A 24,404-nucleotide genomic window follows, 5' to 3' on the forward strand; every position below is an offset into this window, starting at 1 on the left:
CGATTGGAGAGATTCTCCACGGGGTAACGCCTCCGTCTGGTACTGAAAGTAAAACCTTTCAAGATCTTCACTGCTATACATAATTCTATAAATTTGGTTGGCAGCGAAGGTACCCATTTCAATCAATAGCCTTTTTTTGACTGCTTACGGAAACTCCTTTGGGCTCACCCTCAGTCTTGTAGAGGAACCACAGTCTTTCAAAGTCTTTTTCGCTAAACATGATCTGTCGAGTTTTAAGTTTAGCACGAAGGTATGGGAAAGAACCATGCTAGTCAATACGCCAATTTTGGAAGCTTACGACTTAAGTTTTCTGCATGGAATTATTTTATGAAAGCAGAAAGCTCAAATCACTTCATTGATTTCGTCTGATTGTCAAAGTAAAATCCTTTCTTTCGCCACATTCCAGATGAAGAGCCTCTTCCCGGATGAGTGCGGGCGTCCTCCCGCCGCTTCGCATGAAGAAGCACTTCCCTCCCTGTTAAATGTCATGGCTATTTGAGAATGCCAGCATTTTATTGCATGTTGTTGTGGATGGAAATGTGAGTTCTTTCCGATTGCTCCGGCTGGCTTTCCTTGGAAAATTGTTCTCCGTTTCTTATGAAAAATGTACAGTAAAGCAGCAGACCGGTTAATATGGCGATGATAATAGTGGTAACCATTTTGTTTGTATTCCGCGTAATCAGCTGCAATAAAATGATGAAATATCCGAAACACGTGCAGATGCCGAAAATAAGGCTTAGTGTGTCCGATGAAGCAATGTCCCCGATTTTTTCCATGCTTATGGTGGCTATTGCCAGAAAGGCCGCGAAGATACCGAGAATCTGAACTGTTTCTTTTTTGTTGTCGGTCAGCTGCACTTTCATTTCCCGGGTCAGATCTTGCTCCTTCTTTGATAAGTTTTCTTGCGTTTCTTCCTTCATTTTTTTCAGATCCGTTTTCTGGATAGCAACGAAATGCTGGTAGTACTTATGATAGAAGTCCGTTGTAAGCAATTGGATACGGGATGAGAAGGCGTTGTATCTCCTCTTCAGGTTGACCAAATCTACGGGCGGCTGCCATGTCGAGGATATGAAAATCACGTTCTTGCTCTCCTTGTCTTCCGGACTGAATGTAATCTTTTCCGGACTGATGCGTTTCAGCCTGCATTTTTCTGTTTCTTTTGCCTTTTCCGTTTCGTTGCAGAAAAAGCAGTCCTGAAAAAACGAGCTGTAGTTCATGCAATAAGTGTCTGCCTCAATGCTGTCTATGAGTTTTTCAAAGTGCTTGAGCAGTATCTCGGCTAATCTGAGATATTTGAATCCAGTGTCATAATTGCTGTCCTCAAATTCTGTCTTGTTAATGAAGGAGTTCTCCAGTACGTCGAGCAGCCATTTTATGTGTTTGACGATAAAAGCACACGACAGCATGTCTTTTTCGTTGTTTTGTTTGATGAAATATTCAACATCTTCCAGATATCCGTCATCTCTTTTGCCTTGGATCTCGGTTTTCAGCTTTTTGATATACCTTCCGTATTTTCCGAAATGATAGATAAAATTCAGGTAGATGACATTGTTGTAATTGTAAATATTGTAGAAGTCTTTGCCCGAAATTTCATACGCAGGCTGTTCGATGATGCGTTCCAGATCAGAAAACATCATTCTGTAGTCCTGCTGTGATTCGCATATCAGCCTTGTGAAAAGTTCTTCGTATTTTTTAAGTTTGAAGCTGTCCCCTTTGATGCTTATTTCCTTGTTCAGAAGGTCGTTGAATCTGTCATTTATGTCGTTTTCCGCAAATTTCTCCCGGATTTCTTTTTCTATGTCGAAGCATGGGTACTCGCTTTTATAGGATTTGTCTGTTTCTGGAGCATTCCCGTATCTTGCAGTATAGGTCATGTGCTCGTTCTTGTAGGTTTTCTCCCACATTTTCAGCAGAAGAATGTCCGTCTTGGTCTTGAACAAACGGATAGTTTCCTTGAGGTTGTCCACGTGTTCCTGATTGATGTAGGGCGCCTTCTTTTTTATGGACTCCAGCAGATCGGGAAGTCTGTATTCTGTATTCTCAGCGGAAGAATCCGGAGCGGACGATAGCAATGAATGCAGCTTCATCAGCAGCTTGAAGTTCTTGTCCGAAGCGATATAGTTATGGTCGATCAGGCACATCTCCAACAGCAGTCTGAATATATATTCCATGATGTTTGCAAGAGCGACCGGTGCGGCAAGCAGTGTTCTGCTGCATGAAATATATTCCTTTTCATAGTCGATCGGATATCTGTCGTCCTCTTCGAAATGATGCTGATGCCTTTTTATTTCAGAGTAAGACTTTACCTTTTCATTGAACACCTGATAGTCATACAGCATTCTGTCTATGTTGAGGTACATGTTGAAAGGATGCTCGTCTTTCTCTCCGGTGTCCGTGCTGCGGTCTATGATTGGCAGTATGATGCTGTTTATCAGGTTTGCATCTGTTTTCTTGGTCATAAAGTCGGCAGTGTCAGTCAGAAATCGGTCGAATGTCAGGTCGCTTGAAGCTTCTGCTTCATCCTGTCTTTTTTCCGTATTGATTTTGCGGATTTTGTTGTATTCCCCGTCAATCCGCTTGTAATTCCTGCAATCTGAACTTTTGGGAATATCATACGTCAGATATTCCCCTTTGAGCAGCGATTGGCAGAGGTTGTCGAAAAGCAGTACAAGAAAGTCCAGGAAGTCAGTTTGCACGGTTCCCACGTCCGGGTTTCTGTAGAGATATTTGATGTATGCGTTGCTGTATTTTTCCAGGTTTTCCCCCTTTATATTGTCGTTATAGTTGAAAATCAGATTGCAGCAGGCCTCTATGTATTTTTCCAGAATCTCATTGTCTGGCATGAAACTTTTGGTATACGCGTCAGTGATATCATGAAAGAACTCTTTTATCTCTTTTTCTCCTTCTTTGGGGGTAAGATTATAGGAGACTGATCCTTTATCTAGTTCATCTTTTTTCCACGTAATCTTCCCCTTTTTTTCATTTATCACGATGGATGGATTTATATCTTCATCCTCCAGCGTTATCTTGATTATGGATATCGTGTTTAAAAGTTCTTCTGTTAGGTTCGTGAAGACGATGTATCTGCGTCTTTTGTTAAAGTTGTTCCGGATCAGTTTCTCATAGAATCTGTTCTCAAGAGGCGAGCATTTCACCAGATCCTTGAATTGTTCATAGTAGCTTTGCACCATAAAAATATAGATTTAAAGTTATCGGTTTGTTGAAGCGTACTTCCCTTATTCTTTGTCTCTAATGGTTACAATGTTTCCTTTCACCGCCTTGGCGCATGACTTGAGTATCGCTGTTTTTTCTATATTGTTTATTCTGATATATTTGGCCGTATCTTCAGGCAGAAAAACCGTTCTTTCAAGAGGAGCCAGATACACTTCTCCTATGCGTGGAGCTCGTGCGCGCACAACCTGTCTGTATCTGTTTGTTGTGAACGACACCCCTTTGGTTTTGTTGATAAGTTCGCTTATCGGGGCAATCTTCACATACGTAGGCTTTTCCTTTTGCTTGATAGAAACGTTAAGCATGATTATAGTAAATTGATAGGTTTACAAAATTAATAAAAAAAGTGAACTTTCTTAAGTCCTGCTCACTTTTTCCCTCTTTGATTAAAAAACATTAACGAAGAATGAGGACTTTGCTTCTCCTGGCATTGTTTTTTAAAGATTTAAAACCATCTTGTAGAGTTCTTCCGGATTGTCAGTGCAGCCTTGGCCTCCGTTTTCTTTTGTTTCTTTTTCTTTTTCATGTGTACATTTCCCGGTGTAGATAAAAAATGGAATCCATATATTTGCTTCCCTGATTTTTTTAAGTAATGCAATTCCCTCTTTTTCCTTCTCATTTCTTTGCATGTCGGAAATGATGGCCGAGTAGGAATGAGTCTTTATCCGGAGTAAGGCTTCTTCGGTAGACTTTGCAAAAGTGATGTGTATGCCAGAAATCTCAAATGCGTATTTTTCATATAAGTTGTTTTCCGGATTGTCATCAACCCAAAGAATTTCTTTGTGCAGTTGTTTGCGGTTGTTGCGAGTGCCGTTATGGGATTCGTTGATGATGTTTTTCAATTCCTCAAGTGTAGGTAGGTTTTCATGCTTATTTCGTTTGATTGTTGCCGTTGTCAATAATACGGCGGTTAAAAAATCTTCATCGTTGTTATAATTTTTGGGTGCATACAACTTCGTATGATGCTTGATAACTATCCATAGAAAACCTCCAAATACAATAGTTGGAAATCCTATCAGGAACCATACCAATGCTGTTATGTCATGTGTATGCAGGTTGTTGCTTTGCATAATGACAAGACAGGCCAGACCGTAAATCAGTACGGTGAATAAGGCAATAATACCGAGAGGATTGTTTGCATAGCTTTTTGCTGTTCTGGAAAAGCTTTCAGTATTCATGGTCATGTTATTAGTATTTAAGACTCGTTTGCAAAGATAAATGATTTGTTGAAGAATCTGTTGCATTGCAAGTTAAATTTATTGCAAAATCTTATTGCGAGAAACAGATTATTACAGATTTGTTTTCGCTTATATCTCTTGATTCTTCTTCATCATTTATCTAATACCCCCTGAACACCTCTCTCCAGCAATAGTCCTCCGCCTTGAACGTCTGCGCGAAGATCCGTGCCAGACAGCGCAGCACGTATGCGGCGGCGATGATTGCCAGCAGCATGATGAGCAGGTTGAGAGGGAAGAGATGGTTCATCTTGTCGGTGAAAAGCGGATATTGCACCAGATAGATTTCCAGACACAACCCTCCCACGAACTTGATAACCGGTCCTTGTATCGGTTGTAATACAGGCTTTTCATCGCGTCTGTGTTGCAGAGCCTGTACAGGTAATACGTGATGCCCAATAGCGGAACCAGCGACAACAGCTCCAGATGTTGCAGGCTTTCATATCTTCTGCTGATGATGAGCGTCCCGTAATAGACCACCGTACAGCCGATAAGCTTCAGACCGTCTTTGGCGAAGCTGAACTTCCACCCTTGCTTGTCGGTTACTCCCAACGAAGCTCCCATCAGCATGAACAGGAAATAATGCCCCCATTTGAAATAGGTATTGCCATAAATGTTGAAGCCGAAAGGCGGGTTCATGATAAAATACCAGACAACGATGATAGCTCCGGTTAGGATGAACGCCCATTTCAGCTTGTCCATCATCAATCGGCGGATGAGATAGAGAACCACGTAATACATCATGATACACGTCACAAACCATCCGCCTCCATGAATCAGTGTATGGATCATGTCGTCATGTCGGTTGAAACACAGCGCGCTCATGGCCGCCCAAGCAAAAACGGTAGGGTAGATTCGGTTGACTCTCCGTTTGTACCAGTTGTCGAATCTTCCCATTCTTCCCAAAAAGAGCGTGAATCCCGAAGCGAAGAAGAAAAGCACGTCGCCGATGGCACCGCCTGTGGCGAGTGCACTATATTTGCCGTAAAGCAGTTCCATATGGGAGTTGGTGATGGCCAGAGCTGCTATGAATTTAAGGATGTCAATGCTGATGTCACGTTGTTTCATTTTTTGATAATGCTTTTTGATAAAGTTCTACCATTTGTTTGGCCTTGTTCTCCCACGAAAGTTCTTGCTGTCTGGACATGCAGTTCAGAGAGTGCTCCTTCAGCAGCTCCCTGTCTCCCTCGAAACGGTTCAGCGCATCCGCAAACTCCTTGACGGATTGCTGTGGGTTGGATAGTTCTATTTTGTGGCCGATTTTCTCGTCAATGATTGCTGCTATAATGTTTGTCTCCTCTTGAATCTAATGGATCGATTTTAAAGATTCTATGATTTCTTGATTAGTAATGTTTTCTTTTGTAAATATAGGTAGTATTTTTTTTATTTTTTCATCGGATAAATTCCACCATTGTGATTTTTCCAATGTTTCTATAATGTCTGATGAAAATCTATACCTTATGATTTTAGCAGGAATACCACCGACAATCGCGTATGCTGGTACATCTTTGGTAACTACAGCCCTTGAACCTATGATCGCTCCATCTCCAACTGTTACACCGTCCATTATTACTGCCCCATTTCCTATCCAAACATCATTGCCGATATAAGTTTTTTTCTCCTCCTCATAATCTATATGGCGAGCAAATATATTAGTAATTCCAGGTTTGTAAAAAATGGAGTTCGTTGAGATAAGATTAGTAGGATGTTGTCCTAATCCTATCATGATGTCATTGGCTAAGCTACAATAATTTCCAATTATCGCATTCTTTAGAATGCAGCCAGGTTTGATTCTTGTATATTTTCCTACTTTACATTTATGAAGTCTAGCAGAGAATCCTATATAAACTAAATCGGACAATTCTGTATCTTTATCCCAAAAAGCGAACCAAGAGATGCTTTTATTCAATTTTTTCCTGTTAAAAAAATTTGTAAGATATTGTTTGAGTTCCATCTGTTTTTATAATTTCATCAATAAAGAACGTATTTTCCCATATAATCGATAACGAATTGTCCAATATTTAGTAGCTTTATGACTTACTCTGCTGTCAAACTCAATTTTTTTGGGATTATTCCAATTTCCATAACCATTCTGGTTAAATTCGACCTTATATCTATTGTAAGCATGACAATGAGTAGATCTTTCTCCAAATCCATTGTTTAACACAAGGGAACGTACAGGCATAATAGCATATCTTTTTTGGCAAAACATGGCATAAGTAAAACGGATATACCATGAATTGTTTTTATGTTCCATATATCCTTTTAACATTCCGAAAAGGTCGCTACCTCCTCGGTTGAATTCTCGTTGTTTTTTCTTGTCATGAAGTAAATAGTGGAAATCTTTCACTTGCCAATCTATTGTTTCCCAACGGTCTTTCCATGTTCCCCAAGTCCATGAATGTGCCCTAATATGTATATAATAATCATAGATATAGTCTTTTGGTGGATGAATTTTTACACCAAAACCGGAAACTTGAAAAATTCGTTCATCATGTTCATATTTGTCAAGCATAAAATTCATAAATTCAAGAAAACCGGCAGATACGACAAGGTCGTCTTCTACTACTATGACCTTTCCGAATTTATTAATAACTTCTGTCACCCCAGAAATCACCGAATCTGCCAATCCCTTGTTTGTGTCAGATGCTTTGCAAGTCACGCTTTTAAAGCCACTGATATGGCTGGCAATATTTCTTACTGCATTAACTTCTTTAATATCAGCTTCATTACGTGGTCCATCAATGTAAATATATAAATCTGAAACAGTCGCCAGTCTGCATTTTTTTAGTGATAACAATGTCTGTTGCAGTAATTCCGGACGATTATAAGCGAATACTACAATTGGTGAATAGTTCATTGTGTATATTATTTAATCGTTATAATTCAACTTCTTGTATCAAAAATTTTTGTTTTCCACGAGGTGTTTTTTTTATGGTATTCACATATTTAACATTAACAGTAAAATAGTTGTTTATGAATAATTCTATCAACTCTTTTTCTATATTATCCGAATATCCCTTGCCACGGACTATATAAAGTTCAATTTTACCAACTTGAGATTGCCGTATTTGCCATGCTTCTATATAATTAAAGGCTTTTAAATGGCCTCCAAAGATGAATCCGACTAAATATATTTTTTCGTTGTTATTGTTTATTATATAGTCTGCACTTCGTCCTAACAGTTCCTTTATAATCGTTTCACCATATTCTGTTTTACCACCATATATTGCCAAGTCTCCAGTCTTATAGCGTATAAATGGCAACCCATACTCTACAAACCCTGTTACAACTATCTCACCTGTTTCGCCTACCTTTACGTGGTTTCCGCTGCCGTTTAGTATTTCTGTATATCCGTATATTGGATTACACAAATAAAAGTCTTCTTTGGAATTTTGTATGGCAAATACCGAACTCTCTGTATGACCATATTGACCATAAACAGGACAATGAAAGAAATTACCTATTAATTCCTTATCTGCCTGTGTGAAGTTTTCGCTTGACAGATATACACCTTTTAGTTGAAACTTCATCGGTAGTTGCTTTTCTTGTGCAAGTTTACATAAATCAGTTATGCCAGATGGATACCCCCTTATATATTGAGGCTTTGTTGTATTTAGTTTATTCCAATAATATCTTATTGTAGAAATGTTAAGATATAAAGTTGATAGTTTTACTTTTCCGTATGGGAAATTGCCTCTCGTTTCCCAATAAATATTATTATTTAAATCAGTTTCTGACACCCTATTTCCACCTACAGAAACGATGACATCTCCTAATTTATATCCCATTTTTCGATACAACATCATTTGACAAATTGCCTCCAAAGGCAATCCATGATATAATGCGGGGAATTTTAAAGGATTTCCCGTTGAACCTCCTGTATTGACCCATAGTTTCCAATGCTCAGTAATTTCATCACTATAGATTTCTCTGCCAATTTTTTGGATAATCTGTTTGTCCAGAAAAGGTAAGGATTGTAGAAGTTTAATGGCATTTTTATTCGTTATTACTCTTTTAGCCAATATTCTATTATAATATTGGCAATGTTTTTGAGCGTAAGATAATATTTTAACCAAACGCTCTTTCTGAAAATCTAGCCATTTGTCCTTGTTCTTTTCAAAATATTTCGTGATGATAAGGATATAAACGATAAATACAAACTGAACTAACGGATTGTTTTTTAGTGAACGTTGTAAATAAGACCTATTAATCATCATAGTATATTATATTTATAAGTGAATTTGATATTTTGTTATTAGTTCAGCCATTATCTTTTCACTTCTTCTTTCACCGATGTTTTTATGCCAAAGTGCAGAAGCCTGTGATTTAAACAAAACGAGAGGATGAGGATAATTATTTCCTGTTGCGACTTTGATTCCTGCTAAATTTTCTTGTATCATTAGCCAATTGTCATCTGCCGGCAAACAGAACTTTGCAATATTTTCTTTATTAAACATTTCCTTTGTCCTGAATTGGGGTATATACAAAACACCGCCAACACCTTGCGCCATTAAGTTATATCCACATTCATTATGTGCTTTGTTGTATTTTACACAGCCATTTTGAAATGAAACCTTTAATGCCCTATTGGCGCAAATACAAAATGGGTTATTATGTTTGAGTGTATAAAGTCTTTCTATGGAATCTTCCCAATAATATAAGTCATCATCAAATGTAATGACATCTCGATTTCTATATTTGTTTAGTGCGTAATAGTATTTGTTATGAGGCCGAAGATTATAATCAATAAACACTATTTCCAGACCCTTGTTCATCAGTCTCTTTAAAGTATTTGGTATATTCCTCATTTGTTCAGGGAATTCCTCTTTCGTTAAAACCAATAGGATTTTTGATGGACGATATGTCTGATGAAAAAAAGAATCAATCACAATCCATAAATTATTGATTCTTGCAGGGAAGGTCGTTAGAGAGAGTATTGGACCTTTGCTATTTTCATCCAATCCCTCAATGTTCTTGAAATTAAATAAATAATCTACCTTTACCCATAACGTAAGCATTGCCATGCATAACAACTTCAATCCGTTATAGAATATTTTTTGTATTATGCCATTTTTGTCGCTGTGTTCATTGTCAGTTGCGTTACAGGCATAAAATGCGATTTTAAGCAATAGTTTCCTCATGTTTCTCATTAAATATATATAGTATGACACCAGTAAACAATATCACAAGGTAATATGTATTGTAGAACATTTTGATGTCTAAAGCCGGATTATGTTCTATTGAGATTGCGAATCTCATTAAAAATGAATATACGACTAAAGGATATATAGGTGATTTGATATACCGATAAAAAATCATTCCAAAATAGTAAATGGCAAGGTATAAGAGAAGAATATGCAATAATGCTACAATCGGTCCCAATATTATGCCCCAATCCAAAACATACCAAGACAAAGTGGATTCTCCTATATCAACACCGCTACCACTCATTAAATCGCCCATAATATTACCATCTGTACCAACTTTCTGTGGTATGATATAGCGTAATACAATGCTAGACAGTTTGCCGTTACCTCTATAATCAGTTCTGGTTGCAGCCCAATCTAAAGCGTCATACAGATTCAGGGAACGTCCTTTCTGATACCGTTCAACCTTGTTTTCCAAGTTTGGGTCTATACCATCAGTTATGAAGCCTGATACTACTTCTACGAATGAATGGCCGCCTGTTCTGGCAACAGCTTTTTGCTTATACAGTCGAAATGCTTGAGATAATGGAAAAAATGCTATAAGAAAAACAATAAGTACAGTTGAAAGTATAATTATTTTTTTATTACTTAACTTATATCGCCTGGTGGAATATAAATATAGAAGAAGAAATGTAAGATTAAATACCATGAATGTTTTTTCTCCAAGCAATAAAGAGGCAATAAGTATTATCAAATTAATTTTACGGAGAATCTTATATACAAGCCTTTCAGGGGAATTTTCAAAGAGCATCAAAAATATTACAGGGAAAAAAGTCTTAAACGACAGACTGATAATCCGCATGACAAATCCTTGATTGGTGCCATAAAAGAAATTGTTGTTGCCTTCTATGTTGCTTTCAGACAGTGCTGAATAATTTGTGATATTCCAAAACATGAAAGTGATGTATATTAAGGCAAACCATTGGAACGAATCCTTAATCTTTCTAATATGTATTATGGAAAATCTTTCAGTTATATTTAATGGAGAATTTTTATATAGTGAACAGACCTTTGCTAAAGTTCCTAATCCGTACATATAAATGATTAATGCAATTACCGTTGATGTATGCTCTAAATAAAATGGCCGGAGATGATTGAAAATAAAATCTTGTAGAGGAATTGCCCAAAAATATAAAGCAGAAAAAATTATAGTTATGTCAAATATGTTCAAGTCCTCCCGCCTAAATACCTTTATCACAGAAAAGGCAATTGGAATAACTGTAATTATAAACAGTAAAACAAACATAATTGAATGTTACAAATTGATTTATATGGTATTAGTTATATAGAAGCAATGCTACTTGCTGTAAAGTTCAACTTGGTGAATTACTTTACAAGGAACGCCCACAGCAACTGAGTTTGCTGGTATGTCATGAGTTACTACGCTATTCATTCCAATAACAGAATTTTCTCCAATGGTGACTCCTTTCTTTACAACCACATTTGCTCCTAAGAAAACATTATCCTTTATAATTATTGGGCGTGGTGGTGATGTTCGTGAATCTTCAAAATGGGCATCTCCATCCATAATCAATGTATTTGCACCGCAGCGCACATTATTCCCTAATTCTATTCGTGAGAAACACCAAATGGTTGTTCCACTGAATCCACAGTTATTGCCAATAATTAAAGAACAGCTGGAAGAAGGAATAGCTGGAGTTGCGGAGAATATGCATCTATGATTGAGTCCCAATAGGTTTGATGTTTCTTTTGAAACAAATACACATCGATTACCTATTATAATTTCTCCACCACGAAAAACATTAAATGTCATAACGCCAATGAAATTACACTTCTTTCCAATACATACGTTTTGTATATGTCCTATGAAGTAAGTCCATAATGTAGTAATTCTTGAATAGCATAATAACAATTTATGACTTAAAAAATTATATGTACGTAATGATAAACTGTATTTCATTCCATTACTAATTTAAAGATTGCACTATTGAAAGCATGTGATTTATGTTATTTATATTTGAATATCCACTGTTAATGCAACGTCGCAGTCCTGCGGCTGCTATTGCCTTACGTTTGTCTTCGTGTTGCAAATAGTAAATACATTTTCTCAATAATTCTTCATCATCATCAAAAAAATCTGCTTCCTTGCCTTCGTCAAATAGAGATAAATGTTCGTTAGTCCTTTCAGCTAACATGAATCCTCCACATGCTGGAATTTCCATTGTGCGTGTCGTTTGGTAATCCTTGTTCATTTTCCTTAAAAAACAAAGTGATATTTTAAATGCTTGAAATGATTTTGCATAGTCTTCTCCTTTGAGAAGGTGGGGTATAATAGTCAAATTTGGACTGTAATTTCTATATTTATTCCATTTAAAATCTCCAAAGACTTTTACATGTATGCCATTGTCAACTAGATAGAGTATACTTTTACATCGTTTTTTTTCCCAATATCCAACGAAACCTACATCATCACCTAACTCTTTCTTCTCTTCGGTTGAAAGTGTCCTCGGATAATGAAAGGTTGATTCATATGCATTATTTACAAATTGTATATTTTTTGCACCTAATTTGCGCATATCATCAAGCATAAAGCTTTTTGTAGTAAACAAAATATCATAAAATGGAATGGATTCTAGATATTGTTGAGATTGATTATGACGCAAACTCATTGTGTCAGGAGAATAATTCACTATTTTAATATTTGGGAGTTTTCTACGAATATATTTTAATGTAGTCGGGTAAATAGTTAAGCCTTTATCTATCCAAACAATATCATAATTATTTTTATTAACCAAATCTATTATTTTTTTGTTAGCCCCAGTTTTATCACGATGATATACAGGTATATGATAACGAAAAAGGCGGTTTATTACATGATCAATAAAAGAATATGGAGCTGTAGTATTTACTTCGTCTACTTTATGTCCCAAGTTTTTCATTGCATTTGTTCTTTGAACACATGTATTACTGACGCCTAGTAGTGAACCAACAGAAAGTATCCGCATATTTAATTTAAAACGTATGTGTAGTGTTTATATATGGAATAGGAGAGCAGGTAATTTTATTGGGATTTTCATTAAGAAATGCTCCCCACCAACCGAATGTACTATTTGTAATCACTTGATGTTTGCAAGCTGCCATCAATTGCATGTCCCGAAAGCTTTCAGTTCCTTTATTCCAATCTATGAAATATATTTTGTCTGTCTTGGGGTGAAGTCCGAAAATATTAGAGTGTTCTTTGACCCATTGGACACTTGACGGGTCACAAAATATGCAAAATACAGGATCTGCAGCTTGTTGGCGTATGTATTTTACAGCTTTTCTAAAATATCCGGTAACATAAAAGCCATAATTTATACCGAGCATATCCCCACGTCTGGCATGGATGGCTACTGTATTGTGCGTTTTGATAAAATCCAAGGCCGCAATATTATTCTCGTCTGCTACTTCAGGAAAGCGAAAGGCATCTTTGATTTTTTTTTCTATTTTTTCTATACCACTATTTTTTCGGCAGAAATCCAATTTTAAAGGAATATACAAATTTTTATTACTCTGTTTGAAAAGATATGAATAATTAGCATTTTCCAAAAGTTTTTCTGCCCGTTTATACATTATATGTTCATGAAGGCATGTATAGGGGTAAAAATGATGGTTAAGAAACTCTTTAATTTTCATTAAGCCAGATGTATTTAGGGGTGGTATTATAGGCTTTGCTCCTGGCTTTTCCAAGTCTACCCCTATATATTCCAAGTCCATACCAACTCCCTTCAACGCTTTAGACACATATTTGCCATAATTCCACTTATGATTCCAAAATTCGCTTTTTCGAACATCACACATTATTTTCTGCCATTCGTTATCAGAAAATAGTTCTTTGATATTGGGCAATTTTAATCCAAAAATTCGTTCAAGTTCATATCCGTTCCATTGCCGAATTACGTCATTGCATTCTGGTATATCATAACAAAACGTTTCTGCATAAAAAGAATCATTGGGATTAGCTTCCTTTTGTGCCAAATACACACACCATTGTAACATTTGGTTGCCAAGACCAGATTCAAAATGAATGATTTTCACAAGATGAATAATTATTTGTAGGTTCGCTATTAATGTTTTCTATATTTCTTAGGATGAACTACTTAAATGTAATTCTCGCATTATAGGCTATTTAAGCAATGTTTTGTAAACATTTATTAGTTCATTGACAATTTTCTCTTTGTTATGTCGTTCTTTTGCTTGACTTTTCCCCTTTTGGGAAATTGCTTGCGCTAACGACCTGTTTTCAAAGAGCTGTTTCAATCGCCATGCCATTTGATATGGGTCGTTTGCAGGGATAAGGAAACCGGTCTCTCCATCGACTATCAAAGATTTAATACCGCCGACATCTGTCGCAACAACAGGGCAACCCACAAGTTGGGCCTCACAGACTGCGTTGGGTGAATTGTCAATATAAGAAGGATGTGCAAATGCTGTTGCATTTACCAAAGCATTATATACATCCTCCTCTGTACCAATACCAGCCATGTCAACATTTACATCTTCATGGGCTATGCCTGTCATTTTCTCTATATAACGAAGATTGTCAGTGTTGCCAAATACAATCCATTTAAACTCACAATGATGAAATAGCTTCAATATCTGTGCTGTCTTCAAAATTAAATCCAGTCCTTTATATAATGTTCCGGAACTTGTTGAAATGATTGTCATTTGTTCTGGGCATTTATGCTGGGCTTCAGTATAAAATGACGGACGAAGAATCTCAGAACCATAAAAATATCTTGCATGTGGGTTGATGGTTTTAGTGATTATTTCATCCCATTTTGTACGGCCAATGTAGTTATCGATTATTTTAATCAAAGCCCTTTCTCTTAAACAAGAGTTTCTCCATGTTATCATTTCCCGGTATGATTGCAATATCTTTCTTGGGGATAAGGAACGCATCATATATGATTCCTTTGAAACTGATGGAGGGAAAAAAGCATTCTTATATGGGTTGAGTATGCCTTGAATATGCAGGACGCAAGGAGTATTGGTTATCAGTTTTACAAAGCCAAATAATGATTCTGATCCAAATATATGTATTACATCCGGACAAAAATCCTCCACTACACTTTTAAATCGTGCTATATATGGTTTGTATTCATCCTCTACAGTATAATTAAAGAAGTATTTCCATTTTTCTCCCAATGTTTTCTTTGGATAAGTCATAGGGTAATAAGTCACTCCGTGCTGTATCTCTTTTCCTTTTGATGTTCTGGACATAAAAGCGACCCCCAACTGTATATTGCCACATTTAGTGAGTTCTTTTTCCAAAGATGAAATCCATCCACCACCATTATAACCATTTGTCTTAGTTCTTGAATAACAGGATGATGTGCGGCTAAACCATAATACTTTTATCATTGTATCTTATATATTTTGCATCATTTGTTACTATGAATTAATGAATTCTTTGCATCGCGCTATCATGTCGTTAGCAAGTTTTTTCCATTCATATTTAACAATAGGCAAGTTATTGACTGAAATTTTGTTGGAACTATCAAAGCCCGAAAGAGGATGAATGTGTCCATCTGGGTCAATGTTCATCACATTGAAAAGTTGCAATAATCCATCCAACCTGCAAGAAGAATTCTCATCCTGTGAGCATTGATAAGTATAGATGACAGGTGTTTCTAAGCCTGTACATGGTAAAGCACAATGGATTCGAGATGTTACTACTAATCTGGCTGTTGCATATTGCTTTACCAATCGTTCCGCTTCAATGAATCTTTCTTTATGCGTTTGAAAATTTTGTTTATAGTAAATATTTTCTTGATTTATATATTCTGCATTTAACAGAATATTTTCATCAAAATATTTTCGGTATTCAACATAAAAAGCAGCAGTAGCAAGCCAACGTCTGTGTTCCTTAAATATTGTCTTAGCCTGAGGGTATTTCTTCCTAAAAACAGAACTTACTTTTTTATAATGAAATATAGATTTCAAAAGTAAGCGCATTTGATTGAAAATATTACCAATGCCAGGCATTGCTGGATCTACGAAATAGACATTTTTATTATGAACATTGCTTTTATACTTGAAACCAAGTGTAAGTGTCATACAACCACTAAAATATGCATTAATACCAAGATTGTCAAGATATTGTTTTGTGCTTTTGTCGCGACAACCTATCGGAACATAGCTTTTGAGATAATCAATACTTTCAGGAGTGGAAAAAATATGTTTGGCTGTTTTGTTTATATGAATAGAAATATATAAAGGGTGAATTTTTTTTGATGGCGGCCATTGGTTCGCATCATACATATACCAAGCATTCATAATTGCTTTTACTTCCTCTCCGTCATATTCTCCGATTTTTTCTCTTTCAAGAAATATGTCAACATGGGGCAAAAATTGTGCTGAAGCTACAGCCTGGATATAATCACCTATATTCACAACTTTTGAAGAACCATGTACGATTACTCCATATTTGAAAATTGAATCTGTTTCTTTCATACTTTATAAAATTAAACATAGAACAAATATTATACTCGTAGTAACATAAAAGTTAAGAGGAAGAATAATAAGTAAACAAATAAACGATTAAATACATCGAAAAAGTGGCTTCATAAATATTTTTTCTATTTCTCCATTCTGTTCCATGTATGATGAATCCTATTTGATATATATGAAATAAGCATTTTTCTCTCGCTTGAATTTAATCCGATAGTGAGGATTGATAATGTTGTACAGATAACACAAGTAATACATTCAATAAGCAATCTAACAAATCCTTCATTCATGTTGATATAAATGATTATGGGGATAGGCATAGATATTAAAACGACTAATATATTTCTAAAAACACTTTCCTTAAAAAAAATCCTAATATTAAGTTTGGTTACTTTCTGCGATAGTAGCGGACGTAAAAACAAGGCACATATATATATAATTATTTCAGAATAGATGCACATTTCAACCCCATATCCTAAACGGTAAGCAACATATGTAATAATTGGAACCATAAGGAATAAACAACTCATGGTTGTCTGATATATTTTTATTCTGCCTACGGCTTGGGGACCATAACCAATTACCGTGGACAAGTTGTCTATCAATGCGGAACAAAGTACTAATCGGCACAACAATACGGACATTTCTGGTGGATTCTTAAGCCATAGTGTCATGACATAATTAGCTTCTATAATCATTGGAAAAGAAATAAAATATAATAGTAAAAAAGAGTATTTACATCCCTTAATCACAAGGTTATTCATATCATTTACATTACCATTTGCATACAATTTAACTGTTTGTGGGATAATTGCTAAAATGAAGTTATTAGCAAAAGACGATATATTCATAGATACAGTTGTGGCAACACCTCTTGCTGCATTTAAAGCCGGTCCGAAAAAAAGGTTAATCAATATGTTTACTCCCTGAGTTCTCGCAACCAAAGAAAAGTGTGTTGTAGAGTTCCATCCTGCAAACCCAAGCATATCGTGAAACCTTTTAGTATTCCATACTAATTGTAACTTCGTTTCTTTAAACTGTTTTATGCAATACCACCTATATATAATACGCATCAAAAGCGTTACTGTAAACATAAGTATAGCATATAGAATAAGTTTATCTGTATTTCCAATTCGTAAAAGAAACACAATTGCTAATTTTAGTAAAACGTCCAATATACCAAAATAGGCAAATATGTCCATTTTTTCATGCGAGTTTATGCAGGCAGAATATGGAACTTGGGTTACAGAGAAGAAAAAAGAAACTAATGACAAGTGATAAACCCATAATGCCGATGTCATTCTCTCTACCGGTATAATCATCTTGTTGTATAAAAACCATAAGCCAACAGTTTCTCCAAGTAGTATTACGAATATACCAATCATAATATGAATGACCATTGCAATGTTGAATGTTTTGTTCATCATTACAGAATCATTCCTCCCTATGTCATAGGAGAGAAAACGCTGTGTTGATACGGCCATAGTGCTATTAAGAAATGCAAACATTACAACAATACCACCTACCACATTGTATATACCGTAATCAACGACACCAAGGGTATTGAGAACCACTCTCGATGTATACAAAGAAACGAGTGTGGATAATATCATTCGCACATATAGAGCCAATGTATTTTTAGCAATTCGTTTGTTATCAGTTGTTGTATGAGGCATAAATTTACAGTTGACAAAGACAACCTTTCAATCTCTTCTGAAAATATCCCGTGTGTAGACTTTTTCCTTAACATTGTCAAGACAGACATCGTATCGATTGGCTATAATAGCCTGACTTTGTTGCTTAAAATAATCAAGGTCATTTACTACTTTACTGCCGAAAAATGTACTACCGTTTTCCAATGTAGGCTCATATATTATAACTTCTGCACCTTTAGCCTTTATTCTTTTCATTACGCCTTGGATTGACGATTGGCGAAAATTGTCTGAATTTGACTTCATAGTTAAGCGGTAAACACCGATAACACACTTCTTTTCATCTGACGGATTAAAATCTCCTCGATTGTAATAGTCATAGTAACCGGCTTTGTGAAGCACACGGTCGGCAATGAAGTCTTTACGTGTTCTGTTGCTTTCCACTATGGCCTGAATGAGGTTTTCCGGCACATTAGCATAATTGGCAAGCAACTGTTTCGTATCTTTCGGTAAACAATAACCGCCATAACCGAAACTTGGATTGTTATAATGTGCTCCGATACGCGGGTCAAGACACACGCCATCGATAATGGCCTTTGTGTCCAATCCTTTCATCTCGGCATAAGTGTCCAGCTCATTGAAATAAGAAACACGTAAAGCAAGGTAAGTGTTGGCAAAGAGTTTCACAGCCTCGGCTTCTGTTGTACCCATAAACAATGTATCGATATTTTTTTTTATCGCGCCTTCTTGCAAAAGACCGGCAAAGATGTGGGCGGCTTCATCCAATCGTTTATTGTCTTCAGGCCTGCCTACAATAATGCGACTTGGGTAAAGGTTGTCATACAGAGCTTTGCTTTCACGCAGAAACTCAGGTGAGAAAATGATGTTGTCAGAATGCATCTTCTTGCGAATCATTTCGGTATAACCTACGGGAATGGTGCTTTTGATAACCATAATGGCTTTCGGATTGACACTCATCACTAATTCTATCACCTCTTCTACATGACTGGTATCAAAATAGTTCTTTATCGGATCGTAATTGGTCGGAGCGGCAATCACTACAAAGTCAGCATCAGAGTATGCTTTTGCTCCATCTAATGTTGCTGTCAAATTTAAATCCTTTTCAGCAAGATATTTTTCGATATATTCGTCTTGAATAGGCGATTTACGTTGGTTGAGTAAATTCACTTTTTCTTGTATGACATCTACTGCCGTTACCGAATGATGTTGACTGAGCAAAGTGGCTATACTTAGACCTACATAACCGGTTCCAGCCACAGCGATTTTATAGTTCTTATTCATAGATTATGACTTATACAATGAATTGATAAAGAGTTTCACTCATGATTATATTGAAATAGTATTTATCGCTCTATAGATTCTGCAATAGGAATTCTAATGTTTTATAGCTATGCAGGTCTGTTCCCTTAAAATTATAGAATCCTTTTTTATGCAATTTTTTTGCTTTTTTCTGAATGTCTTTTCCATACATTCCTACTATTGACGGAATACTTAATTGAAACTTAACCCCCATTTCCTTTAAATTATGGTAATCTCTTTCTGACATATAAATATATCTTTCAGGGTGCGCTAGTATAGGATGATACCCTTTTGCTTTTATGCATCGGAGGATATTTTCCATATCTATCGGAGGATTATAGTAACTAGTTTCTATTAAGAGATGATCTTTGTTTATAGCAATAGGTAATAAATCATCATTTTTCAAACGTTCCTCAAACAGATTGTCTAGCATATTCTCGGCAGCAAGATGCAACGTGATAGCTCCTTGATATTTACTTTGTAACTCAGAAAAACGTTCTCGTAAACAGGCTGTCGTGTTCGGTATGTCTTCCATAATGTGAGGTGTAAGCCACACATCCTTTACACCGAGCCGTTCATATTCCGTAAGAATTTGTAAGGCTTCGCTCATGGTCTGTACCCCGTCATCTACTCCAGGAAGAATGTGGCTATGCCAATCAGTAAAGCCACAAAACAGACTATTTCGTAGCGGTATCTGTCTCTTTTTATTAAAAGGCCACATATTTTATCAAGAATGTATGTAAGGAATACGTTTTATTTCTTAATTTTTATCTTTTGCTAAGTAGTTTTCATTTCCATATCCGTAATGATATGCATACTTATATCCATAACGCCCACTTCCTCTATCTGTTCCATTTAATATAACTGCCATATTCTTAAATTTCTTATCATCATAGGCACGTTGGAGTTCTGGCAACATCTCACGCTCTAATAATCCGGCTCGAATGACAAATAGTGTTCGGTCTGCATATTGTCCAATTATTTGAGTATCTGCCACTATATCTATTGGGGGGCAGTCTATGAAAATGCAATCGTATTCAACACGTACTTTTTCAATAAATTCCGAAAAACGTGATTCTGCTAATAATTCTGTCGGATTTGGAGGAATAGTTCCTACAGGCAAAATAGAAAGGCCAGGATAATTAGGTACATCCTGTATTAGAGTCTGTGGATTGTCTTCACGTTTGCCCAAATAATCGCTTAGTCCTTTTGTGTGTGAGCGTAGATAATGTGATAGTGTACCTCTTCGTAAATCACCGTCTATCACTAACACTTTTTTCCCTTTTAAAGAAAGGCTGGCTGCAATATTTATTGTAACAAATGTTTTTCCACTGCCCGGATTGAAGGAGGTAACAATTACGACATCAGCCATCCCTGTATTATTAGCGTTAAGTATGAATTCTATGTTTGTGCGTAACACACGAAAAGCCTCATTCAAGACATCTCGACTTCCTTGCTTGATAAGTATTGTGAAGTGACTTTCTTCCTTGCCACTTTCTTGGCTATTTTTCTTTTTGTAAGCCAAGGGAATTTCTCCTACAAAAGGAAGTGAGAGAAACTCCAAATCTTTTCGTCCACGTACTTTTGTATAAAGTTGTTTTTGAGCAAAGATTATACAAGCTGGTAAAATTAACCCTAAAACAAAAGCTACCATAATAATTTTCTTTTTATTGGGACTCGTAGGGTACATGCTACCAGAAGGAGGCATAATGATGCGTGTATTATAAGCTGTAAATGCTTGTGAAAGCTCATTTTCCTCACGCTTTTGCAACAGGAATAAATACAAGGCTTCTTTCACTTTCTGTTGTCGTTCTACAGATAAAAGATATTTCCCTTGTGTCGGATTGGCTGCAATCCTTGCCGTAGTCTGCCTCTCACTTTGTTGAAGGGCTTTTATCTGAGTATTAAGAGTTGTGATGTGATTGTCTATTGACGATATAATGGCATTTCGCATATTCTGTAATGATTGATCCATATCTGCTACCAAAGGGTTATTCACACTACTGTTGGCTACGAGGTTGTTACGTTGTAATTGTAAGGTGTTATAGTCCAATATCTGATTTTCAATGCCAGAACTTTCGATACCTGAATTGGCTGGTAGAAGTTGGTTCTTGTTATTGTTATTTGTTAGGTAGTTTCGAACATAGCGAGTCATTGCAAGTTGAGTGTTCAAAACAAGTATCTGCGAATTGGTGGCATTACTTTGTGTCATATACATATTAGCCGCAGCCTGTACATCTGGTAGCAGGTTCTCACTTTTGTAAGAAGATATGTTCTCGTCTACATGACCTAACTCTTGCTCAATCACCTCTAAACGTTCATTAATGAACATCGACGTACTGACAGCTATTTGGTTTTTGTCTTTTACCCAGTTTTCATTATATACTGCTATCAAAGTATTTAATACATCTTCCGCACGTTGGATACATACGTCTTCTATTGAAAGATTGATGACTGTAGATTTTTCATCTTTCAGTGCTACTGTCAGTTTACCTGAATAAACAGATGTCGTCGCTTGTAGCCCCGAATGAGATATGTAAACAGTCTCTTTAAAATCTTTTATTCCATGTGTGGGCTTTATCAACAATCGTCCAACAGGAGTGCTGATTGTATCGTTAAACTCAACCACGATACGTTTATCCGATTCTTCTCCTCCATGTATGAAATCTGTCAATTCCACGCCTTTGTTACCAGAAACGGGAAAAATAGTGAATGAAGCTACGTCATTGTCTTGCAAATCAAAAAACTCCACTTCATATGGGCAGTTTTGTCCATACAGTATATGATTATAGAATACCCCTTTTGTATAATAATTAATATTTAGATGTAATCGCTTTACGACATCGTACATTACTGCAGGCGACTGCAATGATTGTATCTCATTATTTACATTTGTACCTGTTTGGAATAAGTCCAAATCATACAAAACTCCGGCATTGCCTGAAGGCGAATTGCTTTTATTGTCTTCCTTTATTAACAAAGAAGCGGAACGAGTGTAAATAGGAGGTGTACACATAATATAAAAGATAGCAATGGTTATGCTGATAAGTATTGAAATAACGAACCAATACCACTTTTTTAATAATGAAAATAATAAATCTTTTAAATTTAGTGATTCCTGTAGGAAAAGATCTGATTTGGTATTATTTTCGTTCATAATAGTTAATACATAAATAGTTATTAATTGAAAATGAGTATCGCTACTGAAGTTAACAGCGATGCTAATGAAATCCAAAACGAAGTGGAGCGCACGTTGTTACCGTTGACGGTGGACTGGCGGGACCTTACTTCGTTTGGCTCTACATATACAACATCGTTCTGTTGCAAGTAATAGGCGGGGGAGGTATATACGTGTTCACCCGAAGTGAGGTTGACACCATAGACCCGTTGCTGCCCGTTCTCTTGACGCAGTACCAGTACCTTCTGACGATTGCCGTAAATGGTCAGGTCGCCCGCCATGCTCAGTGCGTCAAGGATGGTCAACCTATCGCGGTCGATTGCGAAACGTCCAGGGTTGTTCACTTCGCCCATCACGGATACGCAAAGGTTCATAAACTCCACGGTCACCACAGGATCTTTCACCAAATTCTTAGTTATTAACTCGTTTTTAATGTGTTCGGCAATTTCCTCACGCTTCATGCCTGCTACTTGTATTTTGCCTAATACGGGAAAATCTATATAACCTTTTGCGTCTACAGTGTAACCTGAAATGCCAGAGTTTGAGGCATTAGAGGAACTTGTTCGTAGAGATTGTCCTAACTGTCTGGAAACTATCGGCAGATTAAACAAATCTGTCAACTGTGGGTCACGACTATTCACGATGATGGAAATCTTGTCTTCAGGTCGCACAGTGATGGCTTGCACTTCTGGCATGGTTATCTCACTCTCTCCGGGCTTAAGGTCTTGAAAATAGACCACATCCTTTGATGTGCCACAAGAACTCAATACTCCTGCACTCATAACGGATAAAAGCAAGGAGCATAAAACTAAGGTATATTTTTTCATTACTTTAAATTTTTCTTTGGATGTGTTGATGTAATTGATACCTGCTTATTAGTTGAATTTTATATATAATAAAAATTTATAGTAACTGGATATATTCCGGATTCACTTCCACGGCTGCCGCCAACAAAGTTGGCAGTTCCACTAAAATCCTTTTCACTTTTGAACCTCTCACCGTCACCAATGTTCCTTCATATCCGTCAAGCACTCCGCCTATGATGCGTATTTTCCGCTTTCGCATATCCGGAGTGATGTCTTTGGGCAGATAAAATTGTGGAGCAAAAGAGGATTCCACTGCATTTTTGAATTTTTCCATATCCTTATCTCTCACCACCATCGGTATCCGGCCTTTCAAGTACCTGTACTGAAGGGTATTTACTTTTTCTACAATCGGGTCTATGTGCAATCGGCTATCATGCACAAAAAGCAAATCGTGGATAAAAGGGACTTCCCTGCACTCCCGTTTCCCGTTCTTGATGAATATCTTTTGAACCTTTGGCGTATAATTTTCTATTTTTAGGTTGTCAAGCATCTGATAAGCCGGCAGTTTAGAATGGTATCGGGTCAGGTCACGCATCACAAACCAATTGATGTCATTATCGTTCATAATGTCCTCTGTTTAGGGTAAAGACAAAACCTTCTAATCCTTCAAGTTTTTGTATCTTATTGAAAAACTTGAAGTTACACGCATTCCACAAAAAAGTTCAAGCATTTCGCCTGTTTCCTCCTCTTTCATCTTTTTACCTATGAGGACTTTATTCCTCAGTCTTAATACCCCAAGCAAAATGGATGTTTGGAATAGTACATCTCTTGGTAAGAGATGTTGGACGGGTGCAAAGATACACAAAAATGAAAACAAAGCAGTAAGAAGAGGCAAAAAAGATGTTTCCGAAACATATTTTTTAATAAGCCCAGTTTGGATTTATCAAACATTTGTTGAGCAAATATAGAATCTTTGGAGCTGTTACAGCCTTTTTTTCTGTCTGTTACACACTCTCAAATATGCCTAAACATCTCTTACCAAGAGATGATGAAGTTTGCCCAACTTTCCTACTCTGTTCCACCATATCTTATTCAGTTGAATATTACTCTGTTCCCTTTTTCTACATCCAAATCCTTGGCGTTTTTGGTTTAATTTTGTCTGTTTATGGTTCATCTCTCTTTAAGAGATGAAAGAGAATAATAAATCTCTGATTTATTGCATTTTACTAATTGCATTCATTAAAGTTCGCTTAACAAACTATCTTTCCTACCAAAACATGTCCAATAAAAGCATGTGTTTTTGTATGATTTTTCTTTAT

At 36.4% G+C, this 24,404-nt stretch carries 21 protein-coding genes; all 21 read right to left on the minus strand.

What is annotated here, in order from left to right; genetic code table 11:
* Window positions 1-512 precede the first annotated feature (512 nt).
* A complete protein-coding gene (locus tag B5F78_RS03215; RefSeq protein ID WP_140400018.1) occupies window positions 513-2,843 on the minus strand; it encodes a hypothetical protein in 2,331 nt (776 codons plus the stop codon).
* Window positions 2,844-3,236: 393 nt separating this feature from the next.
* Window positions 3,237-3,536, minus strand: a complete 300-nt coding sequence (locus tag B5F78_RS03220) for a hypothetical protein (RefSeq protein WP_087405984.1) — start codon at window positions 3,534-3,536, stop codon at window positions 3,237-3,239.
* A gap of 132 nt (window positions 3,537-3,668) precedes the next feature.
* Window positions 3,669-4,415: a response regulator gene (locus B5F78_RS03225; protein WP_162608473.1), complete on the minus strand. Its 747-nt coding sequence runs from the start codon at window positions 4,413-4,415 to the stop codon at window positions 3,669-3,671.
* A gap of 154 nt (window positions 4,416-4,569) precedes the next feature.
* Window positions 4,570-4,764, minus strand: coding sequence for a hypothetical protein (locus tag B5F78_RS18015; protein WP_337959686.1), 195 nt, complete (start codon window positions 4,762-4,764; stop codon window positions 4,570-4,572).
* Entirely contained in the window at window positions 4,713-5,534 is an 822-nt protein-coding gene (locus tag B5F78_RS03230) for an acyltransferase family protein (protein WP_337959687.1), read from the minus strand. Before B5F78_RS03230 ends, B5F78_RS18015 begins: the two co-directional genes overlap by 52 nt.
* Before the next feature lie 238 nt (window positions 5,535-5,772).
* Complete coding sequence (locus tag B5F78_RS17990; protein WP_087405986.1) at window positions 5,773-6,420, minus strand: CatB-related O-acetyltransferase; 648 nt, start codon at window positions 6,418-6,420, stop codon at window positions 5,773-5,775.
* Between the two features lie 6 nt (window positions 6,421-6,426).
* A complete protein-coding gene (locus B5F78_RS03240; RefSeq protein WP_087405987.1) occupies window positions 6,427-7,326 on the minus strand; it encodes a hypothetical protein in 900 nt (299 codons plus the stop codon).
* Window positions 7,327-7,345: 19 nt separating this feature from the next.
* Entirely contained in the window at window positions 7,346-8,686 is a 1,341-nt protein-coding gene (locus B5F78_RS03245; RefSeq protein ID WP_087405988.1) for a phenylacetate--CoA ligase family protein, read from the minus strand.
* A gap of 12 nt (window positions 8,687-8,698) precedes the next feature.
* Entirely contained in the window at window positions 8,699-9,610 is a 912-nt protein-coding gene (locus B5F78_RS03250) for a hypothetical protein (protein WP_140400019.1), read from the minus strand.
* A complete protein-coding gene (locus tag B5F78_RS03255; protein ID WP_140400021.1) occupies window positions 9,591-10,571 on the minus strand; it encodes a hypothetical protein in 981 nt (326 codons plus the stop codon). Before B5F78_RS03255 ends, B5F78_RS03250 begins: the two co-directional genes overlap by 20 nt.
* Window positions 10,572-10,973: 402 nt before the next feature.
* Window positions 10,974-11,597 carry an acyltransferase gene (locus B5F78_RS17930; protein ID WP_087405991.1) on the minus strand — a complete coding sequence of 208 codons (624 nt, stop codon included), beginning with the start codon at window positions 11,595-11,597 and terminating at the stop codon, window positions 10,974-10,976.
* A 7-nt stretch (window positions 11,598-11,604) separates the two neighbouring features.
* Window positions 11,605-12,576 (minus strand): CgeB family protein, encoded by a 972-nt coding sequence (locus B5F78_RS03265; RefSeq protein ID WP_241148252.1) that lies wholly within the window; start codon window positions 12,574-12,576, stop codon window positions 11,605-11,607.
* A 73-nt stretch (window positions 12,577-12,649) separates the two neighbouring features.
* On the minus strand, window positions 12,650-13,714 hold the full coding sequence (locus B5F78_RS03270) for an alpha-1,2-fucosyltransferase (RefSeq protein ID WP_087405992.1): 1,065 nt from the start codon (window positions 13,712-13,714) through the stop codon (window positions 12,650-12,652).
* Window positions 13,715-13,801: 87 nt separating this feature from the next.
* Window positions 13,802-15,040 carry a glycosyltransferase family 4 protein gene (locus tag B5F78_RS03275; protein ID WP_087405993.1) on the minus strand — a complete coding sequence of 413 codons (1,239 nt, stop codon included), beginning with the start codon at window positions 15,038-15,040 and terminating at the stop codon, window positions 13,802-13,804.
* Window positions 15,041-15,070: 30 nt separating this feature from the next.
* A complete protein-coding gene (locus tag B5F78_RS03280) occupies window positions 15,071-16,132 on the minus strand; it encodes a polysaccharide pyruvyl transferase family protein (RefSeq protein ID WP_087405994.1) in 1,062 nt (353 codons plus the stop codon).
* A gap of 125 nt (window positions 16,133-16,257) precedes the next feature.
* Window positions 16,258-17,805, minus strand: coding sequence for a lipopolysaccharide biosynthesis protein (locus tag B5F78_RS03285; RefSeq protein WP_140400023.1), 1,548 nt, complete (start codon window positions 17,803-17,805; stop codon window positions 16,258-16,260).
* 27 nt (window positions 17,806-17,832) lie between these two features.
* Window positions 17,833-19,083 (minus strand): nucleotide sugar dehydrogenase, encoded by a 1,251-nt coding sequence (locus B5F78_RS03290; RefSeq protein ID WP_087405996.1) that lies wholly within the window; start codon window positions 19,081-19,083, stop codon window positions 17,833-17,835.
* Between the two features lie 70 nt (window positions 19,084-19,153).
* Window positions 19,154-19,822: a tyrosine-protein phosphatase gene (locus tag B5F78_RS03295; RefSeq protein ID WP_087405997.1), complete on the minus strand. Its 669-nt coding sequence runs from the start codon at window positions 19,820-19,822 to the stop codon at window positions 19,154-19,156.
* Between the two features lie 39 nt (window positions 19,823-19,861).
* Entirely contained in the window at window positions 19,862-22,258 is a 2,397-nt protein-coding gene (locus tag B5F78_RS03300) for a GumC family protein (protein ID WP_087405998.1), read from the minus strand.
* Between the two features lie 23 nt (window positions 22,259-22,281).
* Entirely contained in the window at window positions 22,282-23,061 is a 780-nt protein-coding gene (locus B5F78_RS03305) for a polysaccharide biosynthesis/export family protein (RefSeq protein ID WP_239473375.1), read from the minus strand.
* A 121-nt stretch (window positions 23,062-23,182) separates the two neighbouring features.
* The gene (locus B5F78_RS03310) at window positions 23,183-23,710 is read right to left on the minus strand and encodes a UpxY family transcription antiterminator (RefSeq protein WP_140400026.1); all 528 of its coding nucleotides are present in this window, start codon (window positions 23,708-23,710) and stop codon (window positions 23,183-23,185) included.
* Window positions 23,711-24,404 lie beyond the last annotated feature (694 nt).

Origin of the sequence: Bacteroides sp. An279, assembly GCF_002159615.1 — a bacterium.
GTDB lineage: Bacteria > Bacteroidota > Bacteroidia > Bacteroidales > Bacteroidaceae > Phocaeicola > Phocaeicola intestinalis.